The organism is Nocardioides sp. YIM B13467 (assembly GCF_042788075.1).
Classification (GTDB): Bacteria; Actinomycetota; Actinomycetes; order Propionibacteriales; family Nocardioidaceae; genus Nocardioides.
The window spans coordinates 782,854-807,602 of record NZ_JBHZPJ010000046.1; the positions used below are offsets into that span (position 1 = coordinate 782,854).

Below are 24,749 nucleotides of genomic sequence, written 5' to 3' on the forward strand. Positions count from 1 at the left end.
GTGAGCAGCTCTGCACGGACGTACTCCGAGACCCTCGCCCAAGCCCTGCGGACCGACCCGGGCGGTCCGTTCGTGACCTTCTACGACGAAGCGAGCGGCGAGCGCCAGGAGCTGTCGACCACGACGTACGCCAACTGGGTGGCCAAGGCCTCCGGCCTCCTCCTCGACGAGCACGGGCTGGAGCGCGGGGACAGCATCCGGATCGACCTGCCCACCCACTGGCTGGCCACCGTCTTCCTCGGCGCCGCCTGGAACACCGGGCTCGTGGTGACCGACTCCGACGGTTCCGATTCCTCTGGCCCTGACGCCGTCGTCTGCGGCCCCGAGACGCTGCCCGCCTGGGCGGACGGGGCCGGGAAGCGGCCGACGCTGGCGTGCTCGCTGCTGCCGTTCGGCGTACGTTTCGCCGACCCGCTCCCCCAGGGCGTGCACGACGTCGGCATCGAGGTCTGGGGACAGCCGGACGCCTTCACCCCCTGGGACCCGCCGGCGGCGGACGACGCGGCCACCTCGTGGGCCGGCGTCGAGACCAGCCACGCTGACCTCTTCGGAGGCGACGGGAAGGCCGTACGGCTGCTCTCCACCGACCCCCCTGCCTCGCCGGCCGGCGCAGAGCTCCTGGCCTCGCTGCTCGCCGGCGGCGGCTCGCTGGTGCTGGTCACCAACGCTGCCGAGGACCGGCTGACAACCCTGGCCGAGTCCGAGCGGGCTCAGGGCCCGACCAGGAACTAGCCGGACCCTCAGCCGAACTGGTCGTAGCCCCGCACGACGCCCATCTGGGACTTCCGGTCCCAGCCGCCGCTCTGGTTGTGCTCGTAGGCGAACCACATGCCGTCGGACTTGCGACGCAGCAGCAGGTCGCCGCCGGTGGAGGCGCCGCGCAGGTCCTTGGTCGCGAGGATGAAGTCGAAGACACTGGCGTCGATCCCGGGGTCGGAGTAGGTGGTCAGGCCACCGGGGCCGTTGGTGCGGAAGATCAGCAGCTTGCTCGAGACCCTGACGACCACCTCGGGCGAGCCATCGTCGGCGTAGAAGCGGCCGGCCCCGATGACCTGGGTCGAGCCGCTCACCGCGCTGCGCATCCGGTAGGAGGCGCCCAGGGCGTTGGTGCCGCGCCCGGGCCAGACCCGGATCTCGCCGGAGGAGTGCTTGCCCACGAGGTCGGGCCAGCCGTCGCCGGTGATGTCGCTGACCACGTCGATGACCGAGACGGACTCGAAGCCGCGCCCGATGATGACGCCGGTGGCGAACGCCTCGGTGCCGTTGCCGCGGTTGACCCGGATGGTGCCGTCGGTGTGGCGGATCAGGATGTCGCCGTCGCCGTCGCGGTCCCAGTCACCGGCGTTCATCAAGGTGGCCGAGGTGCCGCCGACCAGGTTCGTCGCCCGTGGCGTACCGAAGCGGGCGTTGCCGTCGGTGCGGATCACGACGATCCGCCGGTCGCTGGACCGCCGGGCGACCAGGTCCGGGTAGCCGCGGCCGCTGATCTGTGACTGCAGCTCGCGCGCCGCCCAGCTCGCCTGCTTCGAGCCCGCCTGCGAGCGGATCGTGCTCAGCTTGGCATAGAGGTAGCGGCCCGGGCACGCGGTGGAGCCGGCGTCGCGATGGCCCATGATCGCGTGCGAGAAGGTGCGGTCGCCCATCCGGGTGGAGCCCTTGTTGCCGCGGACACCGTGCAGCGACAGCTTCCACGCGAACAGCGTCCCGAAGGCGTTCACCAGCGCGGTCGGAGGTGCGACGTTGTCGAAGTTGCCGATCGCGGAGGCGCCGAAGCCGTAGCTGTTGTGACCCGAGGTGTGAGCACCCACGACGGGGCGGTCGACGCCGCCGTAGCGGCCCTCCCAGATCCGGCCGAACTTGTCGACCAGGAAGTTGTAGCCGATGTCGCGCCAGCCCCGGCTCTGCACGTGGTAGGCGTAGATGCTCCGGATGATCCCCGGCACCTGGTCCCTGGTGTAGGAGTTGGTGTTGACGGTGTGGTGCACGAACCCACCGCGGACCTCGTGGTAGTCGGGCGGGCCGGCCTCGCGCACGCTCTCGTCGGCGCCCCACTGGCGACGGCTGTAGATGCTGGGCTTGGAGGTGTACGCGGCCGCCGACAGCGTCGCCGCCTCCCCCTTCTCAGCGCTCTGGGTGCCCTCGACGGCCTCGGCCGGCTCCGGGGCGTCATCAGCCCCGGTCTCGATCTCGGGCGACTCGCTGCGGCTCGCGTCGGCCTTGCCAGGCGTGATCACCGCCAGCCTGAGATCGGCCGGCACCTGGGCACCGCTCAGCCGCAGCCGGGTCTGCACCTGGTCGACCTCGCCGACGACCGCCTCCATGGTGCCCGGCCTCGACCCGTCGGCCTCCGCGGAGTCCGGGTCAGGAGCATGGTCGTCGACGTGGACGTCCAACGCCTGCCAGTCGCTCCACGTCCCGTCCTCCAGCGTGCGTACGTCGGCCCCGACCGCCTCCTCCGCGACGACCGCGCCGGGCGCCCAGGTGAGTCCGACGGTCCCGAAGCCGTCCACCGGCTGCGGCAGACTGGTGACGGTCACCGCATCGCCCGCAGAGGTGGCCTTATTGGCCTCGGCGGTGATCCGTCCGGCCACGCCGTGCCCGGACGGGGCGGTCAGCGAGATCTCCTCGAGGTGGGCGTCGACCGGGTCGGAGGGCACCTGCGCCGCTGACGGCGCCGCCACCTGGCTCCCGGAGACGGGAACCTCGCCGGGTCGGACCACCTTCAGGTCGACGACGGTGCTCGCCGGGACCAGCGCGGCCAGGACGAACCCGAGCACGAGCAGCTGCTGGGTCGAGGCGACATAGCGCGACCGAGCGCGCTCGACGTCGCTCGACTGCTCTTCTCCGGCCTGCGAATGCACGTATGGATCCCCCTGGTTCCGTAACACCAGGGAACATCTTTCACATCAGCCACAGACGTGGGAAGAGCCTGCGGGGAACTACAGATCTGTAATTCCCCGCAGGCTCTCGCCCTGAGCTCAGCTCAGACTTCGGCCCCAAGGGCGCTGTCGGCTGCCTCGAGCTGCTTGAGCTTGGCCGAACCCTTGGCGTCGTCCTCACCGTAGTGGAGGTACTCGATGCCCTCGTCGACGTCGCCGTCGAAGACCAGGCGGCCCTTCTCCAGGCAGATGACGCGGTCGCACATCCGCTTGACCGAGCCGGCGGCGTGGCTGACGTAGACCACGGTGCGGCCGCTGTCGCGGATCTCCTCCATCTTCTCCATGCACTTCTTCTTGAAGGGCTTGTCACCGACGGCGAGGACCTCGTCGGCGAGGAAGATGTCGGAGTCGATGTGGACGGCGACCGAGAACCCCAGGCGTGAGTACTGCCCCGAGGAGTAGTTGCCGACCGGGGAGTTGAGGTGGTCGCCGAGCTCGGCGAAGTTCACCACGTCGTCGTAGATCTCGGCGGTCTCCTCGGCGGAGAGCCCGTAGATCGCGGCGTTGAGGAAGATGTTCTCCCGGCCGGACAGCTGCGGGTGGAAGCCCGCACCCGTCGCGATCAGGCCGGCGATCTGGCCACGCGTCTTCACGACACCGTGGTCGGGACGCATCACTCCGCTGATCAGCTTCAGCAGGGTCGACTTGCCTGAGCCGTTGAGGCCCATCAGGCCGACCGACTCGCCCTGCTTGATCGTGAAGGTGACGTCGTCCAGCGCCTTGAAGGTGTTGGAGACCGCCCGTCCCTTCATCTTGGCGACGGTGATGTCCTTGATGCTGCGGTGGTAGCGGAGCGTGAAGTTCTTGGTGACTCCGTCCACCACGATCGAGTCGGCGGTCATGTCAGGCGCTCCGGAATCTTGTTCTCGTACTTGCTGAAGATCACCTGGGCGATCACCAACAGAACCAGCGAGACACCGAACGCCCCCAGACCCCACATCCACAGATTGTCGGGCAGGTGCTTGGCGGCGGTCGCCTCCGGGTTCTCGGTCACCCCGACCCAGAAAGCCTGCTGGAAGAGCAGCACGGCGTCCGAGATCGGGTTGAGCAGGTAGATCCAGTACTTGTCGCCCAGAGCCTCCTCGATCATCGAGAACGGGTACATCATCGGTACGCCGAACCGGATGTAGTTGGTCAGGATGTTGACCGCGCTGCCGAAGTCGCGGAAGAAGACGTTGGCAAGGCTGAAGACCAGCGCCAGGGCGGTGCCCAGTGCCATCACGATGCCGAGCGCGAGCAGGAGCGAGGGAACTGTCTCCCAGGTCGGCGTCCATCCGCTGAACACGCAGACGATCACCAGGATCAGGGTCGCCGGCACGAGGTGGTAGAGCGAGACCAGCATCGAGGCGACCGGGAACATCTCCTTCGGCATCGCCATCTTCTTCAGCAGTCCCTTGTTGCCGAGCAGGGAGCGGGTCCCTGCCCCGAAGGTCTCGGTGAAGAAGTGGACGATGACGAGGCCGGCGAAGAGGTGGACCGGGTAGTTGTCCATCCCCTTGTCCGCGCCCATGATCTTGCCCATGAAGATCCAGTAGACGCAGAACTGCGTCAACGGGTTGATGTAGGACCAGAAGACGCCGAGGATCGAGTTGGAGTAGCGACCGCTGATCTCCCGCTGCACGAGCAGCTTGAGGAGGTAGCGGCGCTTGAAGACCGAGAGCAGACCGAGGTTCTCCGCCGGGGGTGCCAGCGGCGCGTCGACGATCCGTACGGGGCGTTCATCAACTCCGGTTGCCATCGGACCCCTTCTCCTCAGCGGCCTTCCACGGCTCGAAGGTCTTCTCCCAGGCCTCGGGCGAGGTGAAGTCGCTCAGCTTGGAGCGGTACTCCTCGGCCAGCTTCGGCCACTGGCGCTTGAGCCGGCGGTGCACCTTGACGGTGTCCTTCAGCATCTGGTTGAAGAGCTTCTTGTCGCGGCGGTAGAAGGCAGCACCCTGCTGGTCGTTCATCGACACGATGGCGCTGTCGTACTTGGTGATCCGGTACCACTGGTTGTCCATCGCGGCGAGCTCGGCCTCGGGGAACTCCGTGGAGAGCTTGCGCGGCTTCATGATCTGCCGGATCGGCGCCTTCAGCGCGGCCAGCTTGACCTCGCGGTTGGTCGGGACCTCGGTGTCCTCCTTGCCCTTGCGCGGCGGCTTGTGGCGGCGCACGGGCGGGAACTCGTCACGGTCGGCCTTGAGCTGCGCGTCCGGGTAGTCCTTGACCATCTCGCGTACGGCGGGAAGCTGGGTCGCGAGGGTCTCGTGCAGCTTCTCGGGGCCGGCGAGCACGTCGAGCAGCGCCTGGTGGCGCAGCAGAACCGTCGAGTACTGCATCGAGACCAGGTGCTTGATCTGGTGGGAGAACGACTCGGTGACCATACGGCCGCCGTCGTCGTAGATCGAGTGCAGCAGCGCGGCCACGAAGCGGTTGCGCTGGTGGAAGTAGGACTGCCAGTCGAGGGCGTCGTTCTTGTCGGTCCACGGGACGTGCCACACGGCCGCACCTGGGAACGACACGGTCGGGAAGCCGGCCGCCTTGGCGCGCAGGCCGTACTCGGAGTCGTCCCACTTGATGAAGACGGGCAGCGAGAGCCCGATCTCCTCGATCACCTTGCGCGGGATCAGGCACATGAACCAGCCGTTGAAGTCCACGTCGACGCGCTTGTGCAGCCAGCGGGTCGAGCGCAGGTTGCGGGCGCCGAAGTCCCAGTCGCCGTAGACGCCGGGAGCCGACTGCCACCAGAAGCGCCACGGCTGGACGATCTCGCCGTAGGAGTGCAGGCGGGACTTGGCGTAGAGCGAGAACATGTGGCCACCGACGATGGTCGGCCGCTTGGCGAGGTCGCCGAAGGTGATCGCGCGGATGATGCCCTCGGGCTCGCAGACGACGTCGTCGTCCATCATCAGGGCGTACGTCGCGGTGCCCTTGCGCAGCGACTCGAGCTGACCACGGGCATAGCCGCCGGAACCGCCCAGGTTGCCCTGCTCGATGATGTGCAGCAGGTCGCCCAGGGCCTTCTCGGCCGCGGGGAACTCGACGTCGTCGGCGACCTTCTTGGTGCCCTGCTCCATCACGAAGACGGTGTCGAGGTAGGGGCGCAGCGCCTCGTCCTCGCCCATCTGGGCGAGCAGCTTGGCGCAGAAGTCGGGCTTGTTCATGGTGGTGACGCAGATGTCGACGGTGCCGTGCTCGGCGCGGTCGTCGGGGACCTCCGCGGTCCACTCGGCCGAGGTGATGACGGCGTCCTCGTCGGAGGCGACGATGTCGTACCAGTACCAGCCACCGTCGACGAACGGCTTCAGCGGCAGGTCGAAGGTGAAGGTGCCCTCGGGGTTGGTGCCGGTGTCCGCGGCGTCGACGCGCTGCGAGCGGCCGTTGGCCATCGACTTGTAGACGATGACGCTCGCGCCGCGACCCTGGAGGGCGACGGTCAGCTTCACGCTGTCGACCACGGTGTGCCGGCGCCAGTAGCTGGCCGGGAACGCGTTGAAGTAGGTGCCGAGCGAGAGCCGCTCGCTCTTCAGGATCCGCAGCGCCGTACGCGACTCGATCTGGTCGGGGTGGATCTGGGTGCCGTCGTTGATCGACTGGCGGATCTGGGCGTTGTTCAGCGCCTGGGCCGTCTTGTCGGAGCCGACCTCGTACTTGTCGGCGTCGAGGATGGCAGCCTGGTTGTCGACGTAGAGCGGGAGTACGTCGGAGTCACGGTCCAGGGGCAGGATCTGCCGCTGGAGCAGTCGGGTCACGCTCATTCGTCAACGCCTCCGGAGGTGAGCGGGGTGCCGTCCTCGAAGTGGGGACGGAGCTTGTTCTCGAACATGGTGAGCGCCGACGCGATCGCCATGTGCATGTCGAGGTACTTGTAGGTGCCGAGGCGGCCACCGAAGAGCACCATCGGCTCCTTCTTGGCCAGGTCGCGGTAGACCAGGATCTTCTCGCGGTTGTCGGCGGTGTTGATCGGGTAGTACGGCTCGTCGCCCTCCTGGGCGAAGCGGCTGTACTCCTTCACCACGATCGTCTTGCCGGGCTTGTAGCGGTCGGCGCGCTCGGGGTGGAGGTGCTTGAACTCCAGCTCACGGGTGAACGGGACCTCGGGGTCGTTGGCGTTCACCACACCGGTGCCCTGGTAGTCGTCGACGTCGAGGATCTCGGACTCGAGGTCCACCGTGCGCCAGGAGAGCTTGCCGGCGGAGAAGCCGAAGTACTCGTCGACCGGGCCGGTGTAGACGATCGGGACCTTGCCCTTGTAGTCGTCGACCACGGTGAAGAAGTCGGTGTCGAGCATGACCGTGATGTTCGGGTGATCCGCCATCCGCTCCAGCCACGCGGTGTAGCCGTCGACCGGGAGACCCTCGTACTTGTCGTTGAAGTAGCGGTTGTCGAAGGTGTAGCGGACCGGGAGGCGCGTGATGATGTCGGGCGACAGCTCCTTGGGGTCCTTCTCCCACTGCTTGGCGGTGTAGCCCTTGATGAACGCCTCGTAGAGCGGGCGGCCGATCAGCGAGATCGCCTTCTCCTCGAGGTTCTGGGCCTCTTCGGTCTTGAACTCGCTGGCCTGCTCGGCGATCAGCGCGCGCGCCTCGTCGGGGGTGTGCGACTTCCCGAAGAACTGGTTGATCAGCGCGAGGTTCATCGGCAGGGAGTAGACCTGCCCCTTGTACTTGCCGAAGACCTTGTGCTTGTAGTCGGTGAAGTCGGTGAACTTCCGCACGTAGTCCCACACCTTCTCGTTGGAGGTGTGGAAGAGGTGGGTGCCGTACTTGTGCACCTCGATGCCGGTCTCCTCGTCGAACTCGGAGTAGGCGTTGCCACCGATGTGTGGGCGGCGCTCGATGATGAGCACCTTCTTGTCCAGCTCGGTGGCGGCGCGCTCGGCGATGGTGAGGCCGAAGAGGCCGGAGCCGACGACGACGAGGTCAGGAGTGGTTTCAGGGAAGGACACGATCGCTCAGTCTAGGTCTCTGTGGGTAAGGGGTCGGTCAGGAGGAGGTGGGCAGGGTTCGCATGCCCCGCGCTGCGCGCAGGGCCTTGATCACGTTGACGGCTTCGTGCTTGCCGCCTCGCAGCGGGCTGAGGAGAACCACAGCCGCGGCGATGAGCCAGGGCTTGAGACGTACGAGGACGTTCTCGCCGTAGCGGAAGTGGACGACGAAGAGGTTGCGGTACATGTAGAAGCCCTTCCAGCCGGCCAGGTCGTGCTGCTGGCTGAAGTCGAGCTGTCGCACGAGCACCGCGTCGCGTACGGCCCAGATGGTGCGGCCGGCGCGGCGGGCGCGGATCGCGAGATCCACGTCGTCGTAGAAGATGAAGTAGGTGGGATCGGGAAGCCCGATCTCCTCCAGGACGGTGCGGCGGATCATGAAGCCTTCGAAGGCAACGTTCTCCACGGCCACCCGCTCCGGAAGCGCGTCGCGGGTCGGGTAGGTGTCCATGACAGAGGCGGTCTTGGGCTTGATCGCGAGCGGGTTGCGCAGGTCGAACTTCAGCGCGGCCAGCTCGATCAGGTTGCCGTTCTTGTCCTCACGCACGGAGAAGAGGCAGTCCTCGTCCTGGGCGAGCAGCACCTCGAGGCAGTCGTGGGCCGGGACGACATCGTCGTCGATCAGGTAGAGACGGTCCCAGCCCTGCTCGACCGCGGCCTTGGTGCCGAGGTGGAAGCCACCGGCGCCGCCGAGGTTCTCCGGGCTGTCGATGACCTGCAGGTTGGGTGTGATCGCCTCGGCGAGGACCTGCGCGGTGTGATCGGTGGAGGCGTTGTTGACGACGATCACCGCGTCTGCGGGCTGGTCGAGCTTGGTGAGCCCGTCGAGCAGCCCGCGCAGCATGTCGGCGCGGTTGTAGGTGACGACGACGATCGCGACCGTCTCACGGGTGGTGCTCAACGAAGGAACCTCTCGTGTCCACTGAAGTCCCCCCGGATGGCAGCCCACCACGCCTGCGCAGAGAGCCGGATCCGCTTCGGCTGCGGCTTGGTGAGCAGGTAGAACCATAGAGTCTTCGCCACGAAAGCCAAAGCGAAGGGCCACCCTCGGTAGTCGCGCAGGTTGAGCAGGTTGTTGCGCGCCATGCAGTAGTGCTTCAGGTCGCTCGGCGTGTGGTTGTACGTCGCCCTCCCCCACGCCATCGGGGTGCCGAGATCACCGACGGACGGATGGCGCACCTGAGCGCCGACGACGGTCGCGATCCGCGCCCCGGCCTTCTCGGCCCGGAGACGGTATTCGTGGTCGTCGCCCCAGATGAAGTACTCCGCTCGGGGGTAGCCGATCCTCTCCACCAGGTCCCGGGTGACCAGGACCCCGTTGAACGGGATCACGATGTCCTTGATCAGGCCGTCGGTGGCGGCCGCCTCGACGTCGGCGAGCTGGTGCACGACCTTGGAGCGGCCCGGGAGCCGGATCGGGAACACCAGGCGGCCGGGGTCACCCTCGTCGACGACGAGCGGCCCCCAGAAGTCGAGGTCGGTCTGCTTGAGCAGCAGCCCGAGGCAGTCGGTGTCGGGCAGGCCGTCGTCGTCCATCAGCCAGACCAGGTCGGCGCCGCGCTCGATCGCCATCTCGAGGCCGTCGTGGAAGCCACCGGCGCCGCCGCTGTTGCGCTGCAGGGTGCGGGCGATCACCGGCACCTGACGCTGACCCGGCTCCTCGGCACCGTCGAGCTCGGCGAGCCACTGCGACGTGCCGTCGGTGGAAGCGTTGTCGATGACGATCACCTCGTCGAGGCCGTCGACCACGTCGAGCCGCTCCAGCAGTCGCTGCAGCAGCTCGAGACGGTTGAAGGTCACCACGACCGCGGCGACACGATTGCTCCCTGGCACGGATCCAGACTAGCCGCGACCGCGGGGTATCCCGGGAATCAGCGAGTCGCTGTGACCTGCGCTTAACCCGTTGTTCAACACGCTGAGGCGAGGTCGTCGGTCTCGTTGGCCTGGTAACCCTTGTTGCGCGAGCCCAGAGAACCGCCGGTGACCGGGCCGCCCTTGTCGGAGCCGGCCTCGGAGTCGCCGCCCGCCTTGGGCTTGCCCTCGGCCTTCTGCGTGGGCGCCTTGGTCTCGCCGTCGTCGCCGGTGCCGGGCGACTTGAAGACCTCCTCCTTCTTCGGGGTGGCCTTCTTCACCGCCCTGCGCACCTCGGCGTGGATCTCGGACATGTCCGGGTCGGCGGTGTTGACCAGCGGAGGCACCAGCGACAGCGTCGAGATCTTCTGCGACTTCGCCTTCAGCGCCAGCGCCGAGAACCGCTCGATCTCGCTCGGCGGGACCGAGGTGGTGATCGTGGAGCCGGTCGCCTTCGCGACGTCCTGGTAGTGGCGTACGACGTCGGCGGGGCTGGTCTGCTGCAGGATCGCGTTCAGGACGCACTTCTGGCGGGCCATCCGGGAGTAGTCGTCGGAGTCGTGGCGGGCCCGGGCGTACCAGAGGGTCTCCCAGCCGTCGAGCTTCTTCGTGCCGGGCTGGATGTGGGTGTAGAAGCTGTCGGAGGGGAGGCCGACCGGGATCGGCTGGCGAACCTTCAGGGTGACTCCCCCGATGGCGTCCACGATCTCCTCGAAGCCGTTGAGGTCGACGATCGCGTAGTAGCTGATCTGCAGGTCGGTGATGCCCTCGACGGCGTCCACGGTGGCGGCCATCCCGGGGTCCTTCTCGCCCTTGTAGAGCTCCTTGTGCTCACCGGCCCAGGTGCTCACGCCGTTGAGGTAGCAGCCGTCGCAGTCGAAACCGCGCGGAAACTCCTCGTCCATCGGTGAGCCGTCGTCGAAGGTGAAGTTCTGCATGTTGCGGGGCAGGCCGATGAGCACCGTACGTCCGGTCACGGCGTCGATGGAGGCGACCGTGAGCGAGTCGGGACGCAGGCCCCAGCGGGTCTTGCCGCCGTCGGAGTCGGCGCCGGCGAGCAGGACGTTGAAGCGGCCGTTGTGGGCCTCGGCGGCCTCGGCGCCGGCGAAGATCGCCTCGACCATGCCCTTGTGGACGCCGACCAGGTGGGCGCCGAAGATCAGGGTCGCGGCCACCGAGAAGGCCAGCGCGCCGTTGATCGCGACCACGATGCGGCGCTGCTTGAGGTCGAGCTCGAGCGGGCGGCCCAGGCGCCAGGCGTCGATGAAGAGCCCGGCCCAGGCGATGGCGCCGGCGATGAGCGCGATGCGGAACAGGCCCAGCAGCCACGGCGTCGTGCCGAGCCGGAAGATCAGGCCGTGCCACAGCAGGGAGATCAGGAAGACCAGCCCGGTGGTGACCGCGAGACCGATCACGGTCCAGATCGCGATCCGGCCGACGCGGCGGTTGCCGGCGACGAGCTGGGCGGACCCCGGCAGGAGCAGCGTGATCAGCAGCAACGCCATGGCGCGACGGAACCGCACGCGGGAGGCGCGCTCGGCGGCCGTACGCTGGGGCCGGTAGTTCTGCTCAGCCATCTGGGGTCCCTCGAGTGATGAGTTTGCACCGCCAGTATCACCAGTCACACGAGTAACAGAGTGGTGCGACGCGCCGACTAACTTTAGCGGGCCGGCACGGTACCTTTGAGCGCATGCCAAACCCCCGCAACCCTGGCAGCCCCAACGATCCCCGGTCGCAGCAGTACGGCTGGGCGTACGGCAATGGCCAGCATGCTCAGCCCTCGGGGCCCGAGCCCACCAACGTCATGCCCACCGTCCGGCGCCCGTCCGGCGGCGCGCCGCCTCCGGCGCCGCCGCGTGGCGGCTATGACCGGCCGCTGCCCCAGCCGGGGCAGATCGCGCCGACCCCTGGGCAACAGGGCGGGTATGGCAACCAGGGCTACGACCAGGGCTACAACCAGGACTGGAGCCAGCCGAGCGAGTACGGCGGCAACGGTGGCAACGGCGGCTATGGGGGTCCGGGCGACGGTTACGGCGGTCGCGGGGGCCGTCAGCCCAAGCCCAAGAAGCGCCACCCGTTCCGCCGGTTCGTCGCCATCGTGATGATCCCGGTGCTGATCCTGGTCGGCGCGGTCGCCTGGATCGGCATCAGCGCCTGGAACAAGGTCGACAAGGTCCCCTACGAGCCGACCGCGGGCGAGCGGCCCGCGGACCAGCCCGGCACGACGTACCTCATCGTCGCCAGCGACTCCCGCGAGGGCCTGACCGCCGAGGAGAAGAAGAAGCTGCACACCGGCGATGCGGCCGGCAGCCGCACGGACACCATCAAGCTGCTGCACACCGGTGCCGGCAAGACGATCGTGGTCACCATCCCGCGGGACTCGCCGGTGGACGTCCCCGGTCACGGCACGACCAAGATCAACGCGGCCTTCGCCTACGGCGGTCCCGAGCTGCTGACCCAGACGATCGAGCAGAACACCGGCGTACGCATCGACGGCTACGTCGAGATCGGCATGGGCGGCCTCGCCCGGCTGGTCGACGGTGTCGGCGGCGTCGAGATCTGCCCGAAGCAGGACATGAAGGACCCGCTTGCCGGGTTGGACATCGAGAAGGGCTGCCAGGAGGCCGACGGCGCGACCGCTCTGGCCTACGCGCGTTCACGTCACGTGGAGAGCACCGGAGACCTGGCGCGAGGCGTCAACCAGACCGAGGTCATCTCCGGTATCGGGAAGAAGATGACCAACCCGGCCACCGTGCTCAACCCGTTCAAGCTCGCCGAGATGGGCAAGGGCGCCGAGGGCCTCAAGGTCGGCAAGGGTATGAGCGTCATCGGCGGCGCGAAGTTCGCCTGGGCCTTCAAGGCTCTCGCCGGCGGCTCCGCGATGACCTGCGGTGTCCCGATCGTGGGCATGAGCACCCAGTGGGATCGGGAACGTGCGCTGACGATGTTCGGTCACATCAAGGAGGACACGGTCGACGACATCCCCGCCGACCTCTGCACGCCGACCGGCCTGCCGAAGAGCGTCACCGGATAGCTCCCGCCTCCTCACAGCCGTCCCTACTGACCTTCGTCGGTAGGGACGGCTGCTTTTCGTCCACTGTGCCCGGCCGCGTACGTCCCTAGGTTCGAGGCATGATCACTCTGGACCACCTGACCAAGAGATACGGCGCGACCACCGCGGTCGACGATCTCACCCTGCAGATACAGCCCGGCCGGGTCACCGGCTTCCTCGGCCCCAACGGCGCCGGGAAGTCCACGACCATGCGGATGATCCTCGGCCTGGACCGGCCGACGTCGGGGAGCGCCACGATCGACGGCCGTCCGTACGCCTCGCTGCGGCGCCCGCTGCGTGAGGTCGGGGCGCTGCTGGACGCCAAGGCGGTGCACCCCGGTCGCCGGGTGCGTACGCATCTGGTGGCGATGGCGCGGAGCAACTCGATCCCGGTGGCCCGGGTCGACGAGGTGCTCGAGCGCGTCGGTCTCGCCGGTGTCGCCCGGCGGCGGGCCGGCAGCCTGTCGCTCGGGATGAGCCAGCGGCTCGGGATCGCGGGGGTGCTGCTCGGCGATCCGCGGGTGATGCTCTTCGACGAGCCGGTCAACGGGCTCGATCCCGACGGGGTGATGTGGATCCGGAAGCTGCTGAGGTCGCTCGCCGCGGAGGGGCGTACGGTCCTCGTCTCCAGCCACCTGATGAGCGAGATGCAGCAGACCGCCGACCACCTGGTCGTGATGGGGCGTGGACGGCTGCTCGCGGACGCTCCGATGAGCGCGTTCCTCGCCGGGCACCAGTCGCTCGAAGAGGCGTACTTCCGGCTGACCGCGTCGAGCGTGGAGTACTCCGGGACGGAGGTGGCCTCGTGATCGCCGCCATCGCATCGGAATGGACCAAGCTCTGGTCGGTCCGCTCGACCTGGTGGTGCCTGATCGGCGCGGCCGCGCTGATGGCGCTCTACTCGGTCCCGCTGGGCTTCGACGCCGCCGAGCCCAACCCGGAGCTGTCCCACGCCGACCAGCTGCTCCATGTCGAGGAGGTCGCCGCCGCGGGGCTGCTGTTCACCCAGTTCGCGCTGATCGCGCTGGCCCTGCTGACTGTGACCTCGGAGTACGCCTCCGGCAGCATGCGTACGACCCTGCAGTGCGAGCCCCGGCGCGGCCGGGTGCTGGTCGCGAAGCTCGTCGTCGTCGAGGTCGTCGCGCTGGTCGCCGGAGCGCTCCTCGCCGTCCTGGGCGCCGGTCTCGGCTACCTGACGGCGGGCGACTACGGCGTCTTCGACGTCGCCTCGGTGGCCGAGGTGGCCGGCAAGATCAGCGTCTACATGGGCGTGGTCGTCGCGCTGGCCATCGGGCTCGCCGTCGGTCTGCGCAGCACCGCCGGGGCACTGGTCGTGGCGTTCCTGGTGCTCTTCCTGCTGCCGATGGTGCTGATGATGAGCGGGATGGACCTGATGACCGACGTCTCCTACTACCTGCCGGGAACGGCCGGCACGGAATACCTCGGCATCGGGATCGCCACCCTCTTCGGGCTCTCCGACGGACTCCCCTACGGCCGCGACGGCGGGCTCGGGCTCTTCACCGCCTGGTCCGTGGCCACCCTGCTGGCCGGCTTCCTGGTGTTCCGCCGGCGCGACGCCTGAGGCCTCCGCCTGCTAGCGGGCCTCGCTCACGAGCCCNGAGTCGGTGTGCAGGTCGACACCGGTGTAGTTGTAGCGGCTGTACTCCATCAGCAGGGACTCACCAGAGTTGATCCCCCAGATGTCCGAGCCGGTGAAGCGGCGCTGGGCGTGCCGGTTGAGCAGCACGTGGTCGAGCGATCCGGCGAGACCCGAGAAGGAGTAGCTGTACTCGTCGTTGCCGCTGAGCGTCTCGGAGTCGGCATAGCCGGCCTGGTAGAGGACCTGCATCGGGTCCTCCTGGGTGTAGGAGTTGAAGTCGCCGGCGAGCGCGACGTCGGCGACCCCGGTCTGGGAACGGATCGAGGAGACCCAGGAGACCAGCGCGGTGGCCTGGCGAACCCGCGACTCGTTGGAGGCACCCTGGCCGTCGCCGGTGTCGCCGTCGCCCGGCCACGGGCCGGGCGAGCCCTTCGACTTGAAGTGGTTGACCACGAAGAAGAACGGCGCGCCGCCGTCGGCGGGCTTGAAGATCTGGCCGATGGGCTCACGGGCGTTGCCGAAGGCCTGGTCGTCGCCGCTCTGGTCGCCCAACGCACGGGCCTCACCGATGCGGCGTACGGCCGAGCGCTTGTAGATGATCGCGTTGGTGATCACGTCGGCGCCCGATGCATCGGGCAGCTCGGCCGAGGACGGGTTGGCCGTCCAGACCTTGCGCCCGGCGGCCGCGTTGAGCGCGGCGACCAGCGAGTTGGTCGCCTCGTCCGGGGTCTCGCCCAGGCGGGCGGAGTTCTCGATCTCCATCAGGCCGACGACGTCGGCGTCGAGCGCGTTGATCGCCGAGACGATCTTCGACTGCTGGCGACCGAAGTCGGCCGGGTCCCAGGCGCCGCGCTGGTCGCAGCCGCCGCTGACGTTGTTGCCGTCGCCGGCACGGTCCTTGTAGGCGGTGCAGCCGCCGTCACCGACGTTGTCGTCGTCGGCGTCGCCGAGCGTGGTGAAGTAGTTGAGCACGTTGAAGGAGGCGATCTTCACGTCGGCACGGCGGCCGATCTTGCGCTCGTCGGGAGCGTCGGTGCGTACGTCCTCGAAGTCGGCCGGCCACGACGCCGGGTCGGCGGTGGCGACCTGGGTCGGCTGGAGGCGGTAGGTCGGCGCAGAGGGCGAGCCGCCCTCGGAGAGGATCACCGGGCCGCGGAAGTCGACGGAGGCACCGACCACGACGGGCGCGGTGTTGGAGACATAGGGGATCGTCCGGCTCGTCGGCGGGCGCAGCGTGGTCGAGGAGCCGTCGTCGAGCACGATCCCGCGAGCGGCGTTGTCGGCCTCGACGGCCTCGGCCTCGGCCGATCCGGGACGGGCCACCTCGGTCGGCTGGAGCAGCGGGTGGTCGCCCTGGGCGAGACCGAGCTCACCGAAGTTCTCGACCCCGTAGGTGTTGCTCACCGTGATGTCGCCCTGGGGCGCGACGAGCATGCCCTCCAGCGACTCCTTCTGCGCGGCGGTCGCCGGCCACTGCGACACGACCGGGTCGATCGACCCGGTGCCGTCGGTGACGATGTCGGCGGCCGTGGGCACCGAGATCTCGGTCAGCCCGGCGTACTCGGTGACCGCACCGGTCACGGTCACCGCGTCGCCCGGCTTGACCGTGACGGCACCCGCCGAGCGGGGCTGGTAGACGAAGACCGCGTCGGAGGCGTCGTGGGACCCGAGGTCGAGCGACCCGCCCGTGCCCGGGGTCTGGAGGTAGAAGCCGAAGAAGCCGCCCGAGGGGTAGGCCGCGGTGACGATGCCGCTGGTCGTGACGGTCTGTCCGACGAGCGGGCTGGCGGTGCCGGTGCCCTGGATGTCGGCGATGGCGACGGCCTCGGCCGTCGTGGCGGCGCGCGCGGTCGGGATGGCGACCGCTCCGATGCCGGCGACGGCGGCCGTCAGGCCGACCACCGAACCGAGCACCTGACGTGCTGAGAACATGGATGACTCCCCGCATGGAAGTAGAAGGCGATGGGCGGTCTGCCCGATTCAGCACCGACCGAAACCACGCGACCATAACGCGGCGTACGCCCTCGCGGCGGGGATCTTGGATGAACGTCCGGTAACGGAGTTACAACTACCCGAAATTGGAGAACTACGAGGAGCGGAGCGCGGCGCGCTGCTTCCACACGCCGTGGAAGAACTGCGCACCCGACCACATCGTCAGCGCGACCGCGACCGCGAGGCAGATCTGGAAGGCGTAGAAGAGGAGCTCCCAGACCAGGGCGTCACCGAAGGCACCGCCGTGGGCCGAACCGTGCGGGAGCGGAAGCAGCAGGCCGCCGAGGGCGACCGCCTGCACCGTGGTCTTGATCTTGCCGAGCTGGTCGGCGGCGATCACGATCTTCTTGAGCACCGAGAGGCGCAGCAACGTGACGCTCCACTCACGCAGCAGCACGATGATCGTCACCCACCACCAGATGTCCCCGACGATCGAGAGGCCGATGAAGGCCATGCCGGTGACCGCCTTGTCGGCGATCGGGTCGGCGATCTTGCCGAAGTCGGTGATCAGGTTGTGCTTGCGAGCCAGGTCGCCGTCGATCTTGTCGGTGATCATCGCCAGCGCGAAGATCACGAAGGAGACCCAGCGCAGCGTCGGGTTGTCGCCGCCGTCCGCCAGCAGCGCCCACGCGAAGAACGGCACGGCGAGGATCCGCAGCGTGGTCAGCGCGTTGGGTACGTTCCAGTTGCTGGTCTTCTCGGCCGTCGTCTCGTTCACGGGCTGCACCTTAACCGTTCACCGACGCGACCAGGTCAACGCCTTCGGAGGCGATGACGGTCGCGTTCACGAGGTCGCCCGGACGTACGCCCTCGACGTCTCCTTCGAGGGAGGTCATCCCGTCGACCTCGGGCCCCTGGTGAGCGGCCCGGCCGAGGCGATGTGCTGAGCTTGTCGAAGTGATCTCGCCGTCCTCGACCTCCTCGACGAGCACGATGACCTGCTCGCCGATCCGCTCCTCGGCGCGCTGGGCGGTGAGCTCCTCGACGAGCTCGTTGACGTGCTCGACGCGGGCGCGGATCTCGTCTGCGTCCAGCTTGAGCGACTCGTCGAAGCCGGCGGCCTCGGTGCCCTCCTCGTCGGAGTAGCCGAAGACGCCGGTGACGTCCATGCGCGCGGCGACCAGGAAGTCGGTCAGGATCTCGAGGTCCTCCTCGGTCTCACCCGGGAAGCCGACGATGACGTTGGAGCGCACCCCGGCCTCGGGAGCGTAGCCGCGGATCTGCTCGAGCAGGCCGAGGAAGCTCTCCGGGTCGCCGAACCGCTTCATCCGGCGAAGGACGGCGTTGGAGGCGTGCTGGAAGCTCAGGTCGAAGTAGGGCGTCACGCCGGGCGTGGTGGCGATGACCTTCAGCAGGTCGGGCCGGGTCTCGGCGGGCTGCAGGTAGGAGACGCGTACGCGCTCGATGCCGTCGATGGCGGCCAGCTCCGGCAGGAGCGTCTCGAGCAGCCGGATGTCGCCGAGGTCCTTGCCGTAGGAGGTGGAGTTCTCCGAGACCAGGAAGAGCTCCTTGACCCCCTGCTGGGCCAGCCACTGGCCCTCGTGGAGCACGTCGGAGGGGCGCCGCGACACGAACGAGCCGCGGAACTGCGGGATCGCGCAGAAGGTGCAGCGCCGGTCGCAGCCGCTGGCGAGCTTCAGCGGCGCCCACGGGGCGTCATCTAGGCGGGTACGTCCCGCGAAACCGGGCACCTGGTCGACGGCGGCCATGCCGGGGACCGAGATGGCCGAGGCGTCGCGCTCGACCGGGGAGATCGGGAGCAGCAGGCGCCGGTCCTGCGGGGTGTGCGGGTGGTGGGCCTCGCCGCTGAGGATGGAGCGGAGCTTGGCGGCGATGTCGGGGTAGTCGTCGAAACCGAGCACCGCGTCGGCCTCGGGGAGCTCGGCGGCCAGGTCCTTGCCGTAGCGCTCGGCCATGCAGCCGACCGCGACGACGGCCTGCGCCTTGCCCGTCTCCTTGAGGTCGGCGGCCTCGAGCAGCGTGTCGACCGAGTCCTTCTTCGCCTGCTCGACGAAGCCGCAGGTGTTGACGACCACGGTGTCGGCCTCGTCCGGGTCGGCGACCAGGCGGAAGCCTCCCGCCGTCAGCCGGCCGGCGAGCTCCTCGGAGTCCACCTCGTTGCGGGTGCACCCGAGGGTCACCATGGCGACGGACACGAGTGGCTGGTCAGCCTGCTGGTCGGTCGGCGCGGTCTCGGCGGAGGGTTCGGTGGCAGTGCTCATCACCGTGAAGTATGACGGGCACACACCCCGGAGACCGAACCCTCGCGCCGGACCGGCGTGGATCACTCGGGCACGGAGCCCGGCTTCACGGAGAGGACCGGGCAGGACGCGCCGAGCAGGATCCGCTGCGCGACGCTGCCCATCAGCAGCTTGCCGACCGGCGTACGCCGCCGCAGACCGACCACGACCAGCTTGGCGTCGAGCTGCTCAGCGGCGTCGAGGACGGCGCCGGCGACGTCCGGGTCGATGGACTGCCGGATCTCGTGCGGCCGGCCCGACTCGGTGAGCCGGCGTTCGAGCTCGGCGACCTGCTCGTCGAGGGCGTAGCGGTCGTCGACCAGGGCGTCGCCCCGGGAGGCGTTGACGACCACGACGCCACGGTCACGACGCTCGGCGTCGGCCAGCGCCCAGTCGAGCGCGACCGCGCCGTAGACGTCGGGCGCCCACGCCACGACCACCCAGCCACCTGCGGGAGTCTCACTCATCAGTCCACCAGCTCCTTCTCGTCCTCGACGTCGGCCGACTGCTCGGCCCGTGCCCGGACCCGGGCGATGAACGGCCGGCCCAGGATGAACAACGCGATCAGGATGTAGATGACCACCGCGAGCGGCTCGCTCAGCAGCCCACGGTAGTCACCGCCCGAGATCGTCAGGGCCTCACGCAGCTTGCTCTCCATCAGCGGCCCCAGGATGACGCCCAGGATCAGCGGCAGCACGGGCAGGCCGAAGCGGCGCATCATCAGCCCGAGCAGACCGAAGGCGACCAGCAGCGCGATGTCGAACGGGTCCAGGTTGGTGGCGTACGCACCCAGGCAGGCGAAGAACAGGATGCCTGCGTAGAGCTGCGGTCTCGGGATCCGCAGCAGCCGGGCCCAGAGCGGCGCCAGCGGCAGGTTGAGCACCAGCAGCAGGGTGTTGCCGATCAGGAGGCTGGCCAGCAGCGTCCACACCAGGTCGGCGTGGTCGGTCATCAGCTGCGGGCCCGGGGTGATGCCGTAGCCCTGGAGCGCGGAGAGCATCACCGCGGCGGTGGCGGTCACCGGCAGGCCGAGGGCCAGCATCGGCACGAACATGCCGGCGGCCGAGGCGTTGTTGGCCGCCTCCGGCCCGGCGACACCCTCGATCGCGCCACGGCCGAAGTCGCCGCGCTTGGAGAGCTTCCGCTCGGTCAGGTACGAGAGGAACGTCGGGATCTCCGCGCCACCGGCAGGAAGCGCGCCGAACGGGAACCCGAAGGCGGTGCCGCGCAGCCACGGCTTCCAAGAGCGGCCCCAGTCGTCGCGTCCCATCCAGGGCCGGCCGACCGGAACCACGTGCGCCGGGCGTCGGCGCAGGTGGGCGGCCACCCACAGGGCCTCGCCGAGGGCGAAGATGCCGACCGCGACGACCACGATGTCGAGCCGGTCGACGAGCTGGGTCACCCCGAAGGTGAGCCGCGGCTGGCCGGTGTTGAGGTCGAGACCGACCAGGCCGATCGTCAGGCCGAGGAACAGCGCGGCGAAGCCGCGCAGGGCCGAGGTGCCGAGCACCGTCGTGGTCATGACCAGGGCCAGGACCATCAGCGCGAAGTATGAGGGCGCACCCAGGTTGACGGCCACGTCGGCAAGGGCCGGCGAGAAGAAGGCCACCAGGATGGTGCCGATGGTGCCGGCGACGAACGAGCCGACCGCGGCGGTGGCCAGCGCCTGCGCGCCACGCCCCGCTCTGGCCATCCGATTGCCTTCCAGCGCCGTCATCACCGAGGCGGACTCCCCCGGCGTGTTCAGCAGGATCGAGGTGGTGGAGCCGCCGTACATGCCGCCGTAGTAGAGGCCGGCGAACATGATGAACGCGCTGGTCGGCTCGAGCCGGTACGTCACGGGCAGCAGCAGCGCGATGGCCATCGCCGGCCCGATACCGGGCAGCACGCCGACGAAGGTGCCCAGCAGCACGCCGATGGCGGCGTAGAGCAGGTTCATCGGGGTCAGGGCGGACTCGAGTCCACCCATGAGAAGTTCGAAGTTCTCCATCAGTCAGTCCTCACAGGATCCCGTCGAGTACGCCAGGGGTGAGCGGGATGCCCAGACCGACGTAGAAGGCGTACCAGCTGGCGACCGAGAGGACGAGCCCGACGATCACGTCCCGCACGATCGTTCGGCTGCCGAGGCACCAGGCGGCGCCGGCGAACAGCGCCGCGCCCGAGATCGCCCAGCCGAGCAGGTTGACGGTCGCGACCGTGAACAGCAGGACCGCGACCAGCTTGAGGACCGTCAGCCAGTCGGCCGATGAGCTCAGGTCGACGTCCTCGCCCTCCTCGGGCTCCGGCTGGGAGCCACGGGCGGTGGCGACCGCCAGCAGCACACCGACGACGACAAGGCCGGCGCCGATGACGTACGGGAAGACGCGGGGGCCGACCGGGTCGGCGAAGCCGACCTCCAGGCCGGTGGCGTCGATGACGGTGTAGATCCCGACGACGACCAGGAACAGGGCCAGGCCGTACTGGGCGACGTCGACCCGGCGCGCGGGGCTCTTGGGCTCGGGGGGTTGGGTTTCGGTTTCGTGGACGCTCACAGCAGATCCAGCTCCTTCAGGGTCGAGGCGACGCGCTGGTCCTGCTCGACCAGCAGGTCGTCGAAGTCGTCGCCGGTGACGAAGGCGTCGGTCCAGCCGTTGTCCTTCAGCGCCTGCTGCCACTGCTTCGAGTCGTGCATCCGGGTGAGCAGGTCGATCAGCTCCTGCCGGCGCTCGTCGCTGATGCCCGGCGGGGCGAGTACGCCGCGCCAGTTGAGGAAGACCAGGTCGATGCCGCTCTCGGTCAGCGTGGGTGCGTCGGCGAAGACGCCGGTGCCGCGCTCGTCGCCCGAGACGGCCAGGACCCGCAGCTCGCCGGCCTCCACCTGCCCCTCGAACTCGGCGAGACCGGAGAAGCCGACCTCGATCTTGTGACCGAGCAGCGCGCTGGTGAGCGGACCACCACCGTCGTAGGGGACGTACTTGACCTCCTTCGGGTCGATGCCCGCGGCCTCGGCCAGCTGCATCGGGAAGAGGTGGTCGGGGCCACCGGGCGAGGAGCCGCCGCCGACCACGATGGACTCGGGGTCCTCGGCCCAGGCCTTCACCAGGTCGTCGATGGTCTTGAACGGCGAGTCGGCCGGAACCAGCACGCCCTCCTGCTCCTCGATGAGCTGGGCGATCGGGGTGGCGTCCTGGGGCCGGGCGTCCACGCCGAAGGAGTAGGTGGAGCCGACCACGCCCAGACCGATGGTCATGAGCAGGTTGCCGTTGCCCTCCTCACTCATCAGGCGGGACATCGCGACGGAACCGCCGGCGCCCAGGATGTTGGTCACCTGGATGTCGCCGCCGGTCATGTTGTCGCGGTCGAGGACCCCCACGGCCGCCCGGCCGGTCTGGTCGTAGCCGCCACCGGGGCTGTTCGGGATCCACATGTCGAGGTCACGGGACTGCTCGCCACTGGTCACGCCGCAGGCCGATGCCGCGGCGAGCAGGCAGGTCACGAGCACGACGGCGAGGGCACGGGTACGGCGTATGCTCGCTGCCCGGCCCCGCTGCGTCGGCAGCGGCGGTCGGGGCGGGGACTGCGATGTCGGCGTCGACAACGGCTGGCCTCCAGACTCAGGGGAAAGAAACGGTCAGTGGCGATGGTCACAGCCCGGGGTGACCGCCGTCACCATTGGGCAACCAAAGGAGGTTGTGTAACTTGTGGTCACAGGGACCGCGGCGCCACCTGTCGCTGGCCGGGCAGGTGCTGCTGCTGCAGCTCTCGGTGCTGCTGCTCGTCGTCGTGGCGACCAGCATCGTCTCCCTGCGGCAGAGCGACGCCGACTTCCGTGACTCCCGCGAGGACCGGCTGCGCGCCGCCGCGGAGAGCCTGGCCGGGATCGCGGCGGTCCAGGACGGGCTGACCAGCAGCACCCCCGACCGGCAGGCCCTGGGCTTCTACCTGCAGACCCGGGCCGCCGACGCGGGCGCCGACACCGCCTACCTCACCGCGCTCGACGGCACCGTCCTCGTTGCCACCGACCCCACCAGGGTCGGCGAGACCCTCGATCTGGGCAGGCGCGAGACGGGCCGGGCCTGGTCCGGCGACATCGACGACGCCGGCCGCCGGGCGATCGCCGCCCAGGTCCCGGTCTACGGCGGTGGCTCGACCGGTGCGGACGCCGAGGCGCCGCGTCCGGTCGGCGTGGTCGTGGTGACCGAGGACTATCCGCCGCTGACCGAGCGCCTCGCCCGCACCTGGGCCGACGCCCTCACGGTGCTGCTGGCCGGTCTTGCGCTCGGCGTTCTTGGGTCATGGCTACTGGCGCGGCTGATCAAGCGGCGTACGCGTGGGCTGGAGCCGCGCGACATCGCCGCCCTCGCCGACCACCGCGAGGGTCTGCTGCGCTCGATCCGCGAGGGGGTGCTGGCCGTGGGCGCCGACGGGCGGGTCAGCCTGATGAGTGACAGCGCCCGCGAGCTGCTCGGGCTGACCTCGGACCCGACCGGGCACCGGCTCGACGAGCTCGACCTGCCCGCCGAGACCCTCGCCCTGCTCAGCGGGCCCGAGGAGGTGCACGACGCGCCGCTGGTCGCCGGTGAGCGGGTGCTCGTGCTCAACCGCAACCGGGTCCACCACGACGGCCGCCCCGCCGGCACCGTCACCACGCTGCGCGACCGCACCGAGCTGGTGGCGCTGCAGAGCGAGCTCAACGCCCGCGAGAGCGTCACCGAGACCCTGCGGGCGCAGACCCACGAGTTCAGCAACCAGCTGCACACCATCACCGGGCTCCTCGAGCTGGAGGAGTACGCCGAGGTGGGCCAGTTCGTCACCGGGCTGACCGCCCGCCGGGCGGCGCTGAGCGACCACATCACCTCCCGGATCGACGACCCCGCGGTGGCCGCGCTGCTCATCGCCAAGGCCAGCCTGGCCGCCGAACGACGGGTCAGCATCGACCTGGAGACGTCGAGCGCGCTGCCGCGGCTCACCCCCGACGGCTCCGCCGACGTGGTCACCGTCCTCGGCAACCTGGTCGACAACGCCGTCGACGCGGCCGCGCTGGTCGGGCCGCTCGACGGTCGGGTCGGCGTACGCCTGACGGCCGAGGGCGAGACCGTGACCGTCCGCGTCTCCGACACCGGCGGCGGGGTGCCGGCCGAGCGTCTGCCCGAGATCTTCCGGCGCGGCTTCAGCACCAAGCCGCGCGACGCCAGCGGCCGCGGTGTCGGGCTCGCGCTGGTGCAGCTGGTGTGCCGTGCACGCGGCGGCGAGGTCGAGGTGGAGAATAGCGGGTCGGCGCTGCCGATCGCCTCTGGCTCCGCTTCGGCCGAGCGCCCCGGAGCGGTCTTCATCGCGACCCTGCCGGGCGCCGTGCCGCTCGCCCCACCCACCACCACCGCCCCCGAGGAGGCCCGATGACGTCCGCACCGGAGCTCACCGTGCTCGTGGTCGAGGACGACTTCATGGTGGCCTCGATCCACACCCGCTTCGTCGAGCGCGTCGAGGGGTTCCGGGTCGTCGGCGTGGCCGCCACCGGCTCCCAGGCGCTCGAGGAGACCGCCCGCCTCTCCCCCGACGTGCTGCTGCTCGACGTGCACCTTCCCGACTTCAGCGGCATCGAGCTGCTGCGCCGGCTGCGCGGACGAGGAGACGACGCCGACGTCATCGTCATCACCGCCGCCCGCGAGGCCGACACGGTGCGGGCCGCCGCGGCCGGTGGCGCCGCCCACTACGTGGTCAAGCCGTTCCCGTTCGAGGACCTGGCCGCCCGGCTGGATGACGTACGCCGCTCCCGCGAGGCGCTCGCCCGGATCGGGCAACGGGCCGAAGGAACCGAGGGTGCCGAGCACCGCGACGAGGTCCAGGCCGGCATCGACGAGGTCTTCAGCCACCAGGGCGCACGCGAGACTCGTGAGCGGCTGCCGAAGGGGCTCAGCGCGGAGACCGCCCGCGCCGTGCTGGCCGCGCTGCAGACCGCCGGTGAGCTCAGCGCCACCGAGTGCGCCGACGCGATCGGCGTCTCCCGGGTGAGCGCGCGCCGCTATCTCGAGCACTTCGCGAGCACGGGCCGGATCGGCGTACGTCTCAACTACGGCACCGCTGGGCGACCCGAGCGGCGCTACCGCGCGGGTGATGCCTGAGGCTGCTG

The 24,749-nt window shown here is 69.3% G+C and carries 21 protein-coding genes; 6 read left to right on the forward strand and 15 right to left on the reverse strand.

From position 1 onward, the window contains the following. A complete protein-coding gene (locus ACFX43_RS10910; RefSeq protein ID WP_378820515.1) occupies positions 1 to 732 on the forward strand; it encodes a TIGR03089 family protein in 732 nt (243 codons plus the stop codon). Between the two features lie 8 nt (positions 733 to 740). On the opposite strand, the gene ACFX43_RS10915 is transcribed toward ACFX43_RS10910, so the two are convergent. The 8 genes from ACFX43_RS10915 to ACFX43_RS10950 form a co-directional block, all read right to left on the reverse strand. Further along, positions 741 to 2,861: an N-acetylmuramoyl-L-alanine amidase gene (locus tag ACFX43_RS10915; RefSeq protein WP_378820518.1), complete on the reverse strand. Its 2,121-nt coding sequence runs from the start codon at positions 2,859 to 2,861 to the stop codon at positions 741 to 743. A 122-nt stretch (positions 2,862 to 2,983) separates the two neighbouring features. Beyond that, complete coding sequence (locus ACFX43_RS10920; protein ID WP_378820521.1) at positions 2,984 to 3,781, reverse strand: ABC transporter ATP-binding protein; 798 nt, start codon at positions 3,779 to 3,781, stop codon at positions 2,984 to 2,986. After that, positions 3,778 to 4,677, reverse strand: a complete 900-nt coding sequence (locus tag ACFX43_RS10925; protein WP_378820524.1) for an ABC transporter permease — start codon at positions 4,675 to 4,677, stop codon at positions 3,778 to 3,780. Before ACFX43_RS10925 ends, ACFX43_RS10920 begins: the two co-directional genes overlap by 4 nt. Further along, positions 4,661 to 6,676, reverse strand: a complete 2,016-nt coding sequence (locus ACFX43_RS10930) for a glycosyltransferase (RefSeq protein ID WP_378820527.1) — start codon at positions 6,674 to 6,676, stop codon at positions 4,661 to 4,663. Before ACFX43_RS10930 ends, ACFX43_RS10925 begins: the two co-directional genes overlap by 17 nt. Next, a complete protein-coding gene (gene glf, locus ACFX43_RS10935; protein ID WP_378820529.1) occupies positions 6,673 to 7,866 on the reverse strand; it encodes a UDP-galactopyranose mutase in 1,194 nt (397 codons plus the stop codon). The genes ACFX43_RS10930 and glf overlap by 4 nt, the downstream gene beginning before the upstream one ends. 37 nt (positions 7,867 to 7,903) lie before the next feature. After that, positions 7,904 to 8,806 carry a glycosyltransferase gene (locus ACFX43_RS10940; RefSeq protein WP_378820532.1) on the reverse strand — a complete coding sequence of 301 codons (903 nt, stop codon included), beginning with the start codon at positions 8,804 to 8,806 and terminating at the stop codon, positions 7,904 to 7,906. Continuing rightward, positions 8,803 to 9,738 carry a glycosyltransferase gene (locus tag ACFX43_RS10945; protein WP_355224093.1) on the reverse strand — a complete coding sequence of 312 codons (936 nt, stop codon included), beginning with the start codon at positions 9,736 to 9,738 and terminating at the stop codon, positions 8,803 to 8,805. The genes ACFX43_RS10940 and ACFX43_RS10945 overlap by 4 nt, the downstream gene beginning before the upstream one ends. A 74-nt stretch (positions 9,739 to 9,812) precedes the next feature. Next, entirely contained in the window at positions 9,813 to 11,333 is a 1,521-nt protein-coding gene (locus ACFX43_RS10950; protein WP_378820534.1) for an LCP family protein, read from the reverse strand. A gap of 113 nt (positions 11,334 to 11,446) precedes the next feature. Between ACFX43_RS10950 and ACFX43_RS10955 the strand changes: the two genes are divergently transcribed. The 3 genes from ACFX43_RS10955 to ACFX43_RS10965 all read left to right on the forward strand — a co-directional run bounded on the left by ACFX43_RS10955 (position 11,447) and on the right by ACFX43_RS10965 (position 14,390). Then, a complete protein-coding gene (locus ACFX43_RS10955) occupies positions 11,447 to 12,790 on the forward strand; it encodes an LCP family protein (protein WP_378820537.1) in 1,344 nt (447 codons plus the stop codon). A gap of 98 nt (positions 12,791 to 12,888) precedes the next feature. Beyond that, on the forward strand, positions 12,889 to 13,617 hold the full coding sequence (locus tag ACFX43_RS10960; protein ID WP_378820540.1) for an ABC transporter ATP-binding protein: 729 nt from the start codon (positions 12,889 to 12,891) through the stop codon (positions 13,615 to 13,617). Beyond that, entirely contained in the window at positions 13,614 to 14,390 is a 777-nt protein-coding gene (locus ACFX43_RS10965; RefSeq protein WP_378820543.1) for an ABC transporter permease subunit, read from the forward strand. Before ACFX43_RS10960 ends, ACFX43_RS10965 begins: the two co-directional genes overlap by 4 nt. Positions 14,391 to 14,402: 12 nt before the next feature. Here ACFX43_RS10965 and ACFX43_RS10970 read toward each other — a convergent pair whose 3' ends face one another. From ACFX43_RS10970 to ACFX43_RS11000, 7 genes are all read right to left on the reverse strand, one after another. Continuing rightward, positions 14,403 to 16,340, reverse strand: coding sequence for an ExeM/NucH family extracellular endonuclease (locus ACFX43_RS10970; RefSeq protein WP_378820546.1), 1,938 nt, complete (start codon positions 16,338 to 16,340; stop codon positions 14,403 to 14,405). 154 nt (positions 16,341 to 16,494) lie between these two features. Beyond that, the gene (pgsA, locus tag ACFX43_RS10975; protein ID WP_378820548.1) at positions 16,495 to 17,118 is read right to left on the reverse strand and encodes a CDP-diacylglycerol--glycerol-3-phosphate 3-phosphatidyltransferase; all 624 of its coding nucleotides are present in this window, start codon (positions 17,116 to 17,118) and stop codon (positions 16,495 to 16,497) included. 10 nt (positions 17,119 to 17,128) lie between these two features. Then, positions 17,129 to 18,556, reverse strand: a complete 1,428-nt coding sequence (gene rimO, locus ACFX43_RS10980; RefSeq protein WP_378840839.1) for a 30S ribosomal protein S12 methylthiotransferase RimO — start codon at positions 18,554 to 18,556, stop codon at positions 17,129 to 17,131. Between the two features lie 128 nt (positions 18,557 to 18,684). Then, positions 18,685 to 19,107, reverse strand: coding sequence for a universal stress protein (locus tag ACFX43_RS10985; protein ID WP_378820550.1), 423 nt, complete (start codon positions 19,105 to 19,107; stop codon positions 18,685 to 18,687). Further along, positions 19,107 to 20,630 carry a tripartite tricarboxylate transporter permease gene (locus tag ACFX43_RS10990; protein ID WP_378820553.1) on the reverse strand — a complete coding sequence of 508 codons (1,524 nt, stop codon included), beginning with the start codon at positions 20,628 to 20,630 and terminating at the stop codon, positions 19,107 to 19,109. Before ACFX43_RS10990 ends, ACFX43_RS10985 begins: the two co-directional genes overlap by 1 nt. Before the next feature lie 10 nt (positions 20,631 to 20,640). After that, on the reverse strand, positions 20,641 to 21,171 hold the full coding sequence (locus ACFX43_RS10995; protein ID WP_378820555.1) for a tripartite tricarboxylate transporter TctB family protein: 531 nt from the start codon (positions 21,169 to 21,171) through the stop codon (positions 20,641 to 20,643). Further along, positions 21,168 to 22,121, reverse strand: coding sequence for a Bug family tripartite tricarboxylate transporter substrate binding protein (locus ACFX43_RS11000; protein ID WP_378820557.1), 954 nt, complete (start codon positions 22,119 to 22,121; stop codon positions 21,168 to 21,170). The genes ACFX43_RS10995 and ACFX43_RS11000 overlap by 4 nt, the downstream gene beginning before the upstream one ends. A 197-nt stretch (positions 22,122 to 22,318) precedes the next feature. Between ACFX43_RS11000 and ACFX43_RS11005 the strand changes: the two genes are divergently transcribed. Then, the gene (locus ACFX43_RS11005; RefSeq protein ID WP_378820560.1) at positions 22,319 to 24,019 is read left to right on the forward strand and encodes an ATP-binding protein; all 1,701 of its coding nucleotides are present in this window, start codon (positions 22,319 to 22,321) and stop codon (positions 24,017 to 24,019) included. Next, a complete protein-coding gene (locus ACFX43_RS11010; RefSeq protein ID WP_378820563.1) occupies positions 24,016 to 24,741 on the forward strand; it encodes a response regulator in 726 nt (241 codons plus the stop codon). The genes ACFX43_RS11005 and ACFX43_RS11010 overlap by 4 nt, the downstream gene beginning before the upstream one ends. Positions 24,742 to 24,749 lie beyond the last annotated feature (8 nt).

Bases quoted from the DNA above. Each gene is read 5' to 3' on its own strand.
- ACFX43_RS10950 (WP_378820534.1), bottom strand. From the start codon at position 11,333: ATGGCTGAGCAGAACTACCGGCCCCAGCGTACGGCCGCCGAGCGCGCC.
- ACFX43_RS10925 (WP_378820524.1), bottom strand. From the start codon at position 4,677: ATGGCAACCGGAGTTGATGAACGCCCCGTACGGATCGTCGACGCGCCG.
- ACFX43_RS11010 (WP_378820563.1), top strand. From the start codon at position 24,016: ATGACGTCCGCACCGGAGCTCACCGTGCTCGTGGTCGAGGACGACTTC.
- ACFX43_RS10955 (WP_378820537.1), top strand. From the start codon at position 11,447: ATGCCAAACCCCCGCAACCCTGGCAGCCCCAACGATCCCCGGTCGCAG.
- ACFX43_RS10985 (WP_378820550.1), bottom strand. From the start codon at position 19,107: ATGAGTGAGACTCCCGCAGGTGGCTGGGTGGTCGTGGCGTGGGCGCCC.
- ACFX43_RS10990 (WP_378820553.1), bottom strand. From the start codon at position 20,630: ATGGAGAACTTCGAACTTCTCATGGGTGGACTCGAGTCCGCCCTGACC.
- ACFX43_RS10960 (WP_378820540.1), top strand. From the start codon at position 12,889: ATGATCACTCTGGACCACCTGACCAAGAGATACGGCGCGACCACCGCG.
- ACFX43_RS10930 (WP_378820527.1), bottom strand. From the start codon at position 6,676: ATGAGCGTGACCCGACTGCTCCAGCGGCAGATCCTGCCCCTGGACCGT.
- ACFX43_RS10920 (WP_378820521.1), bottom strand. From the start codon at position 3,781: ATGACCGCCGACTCGATCGTGGTGGACGGAGTCACCAAGAACTTCACG.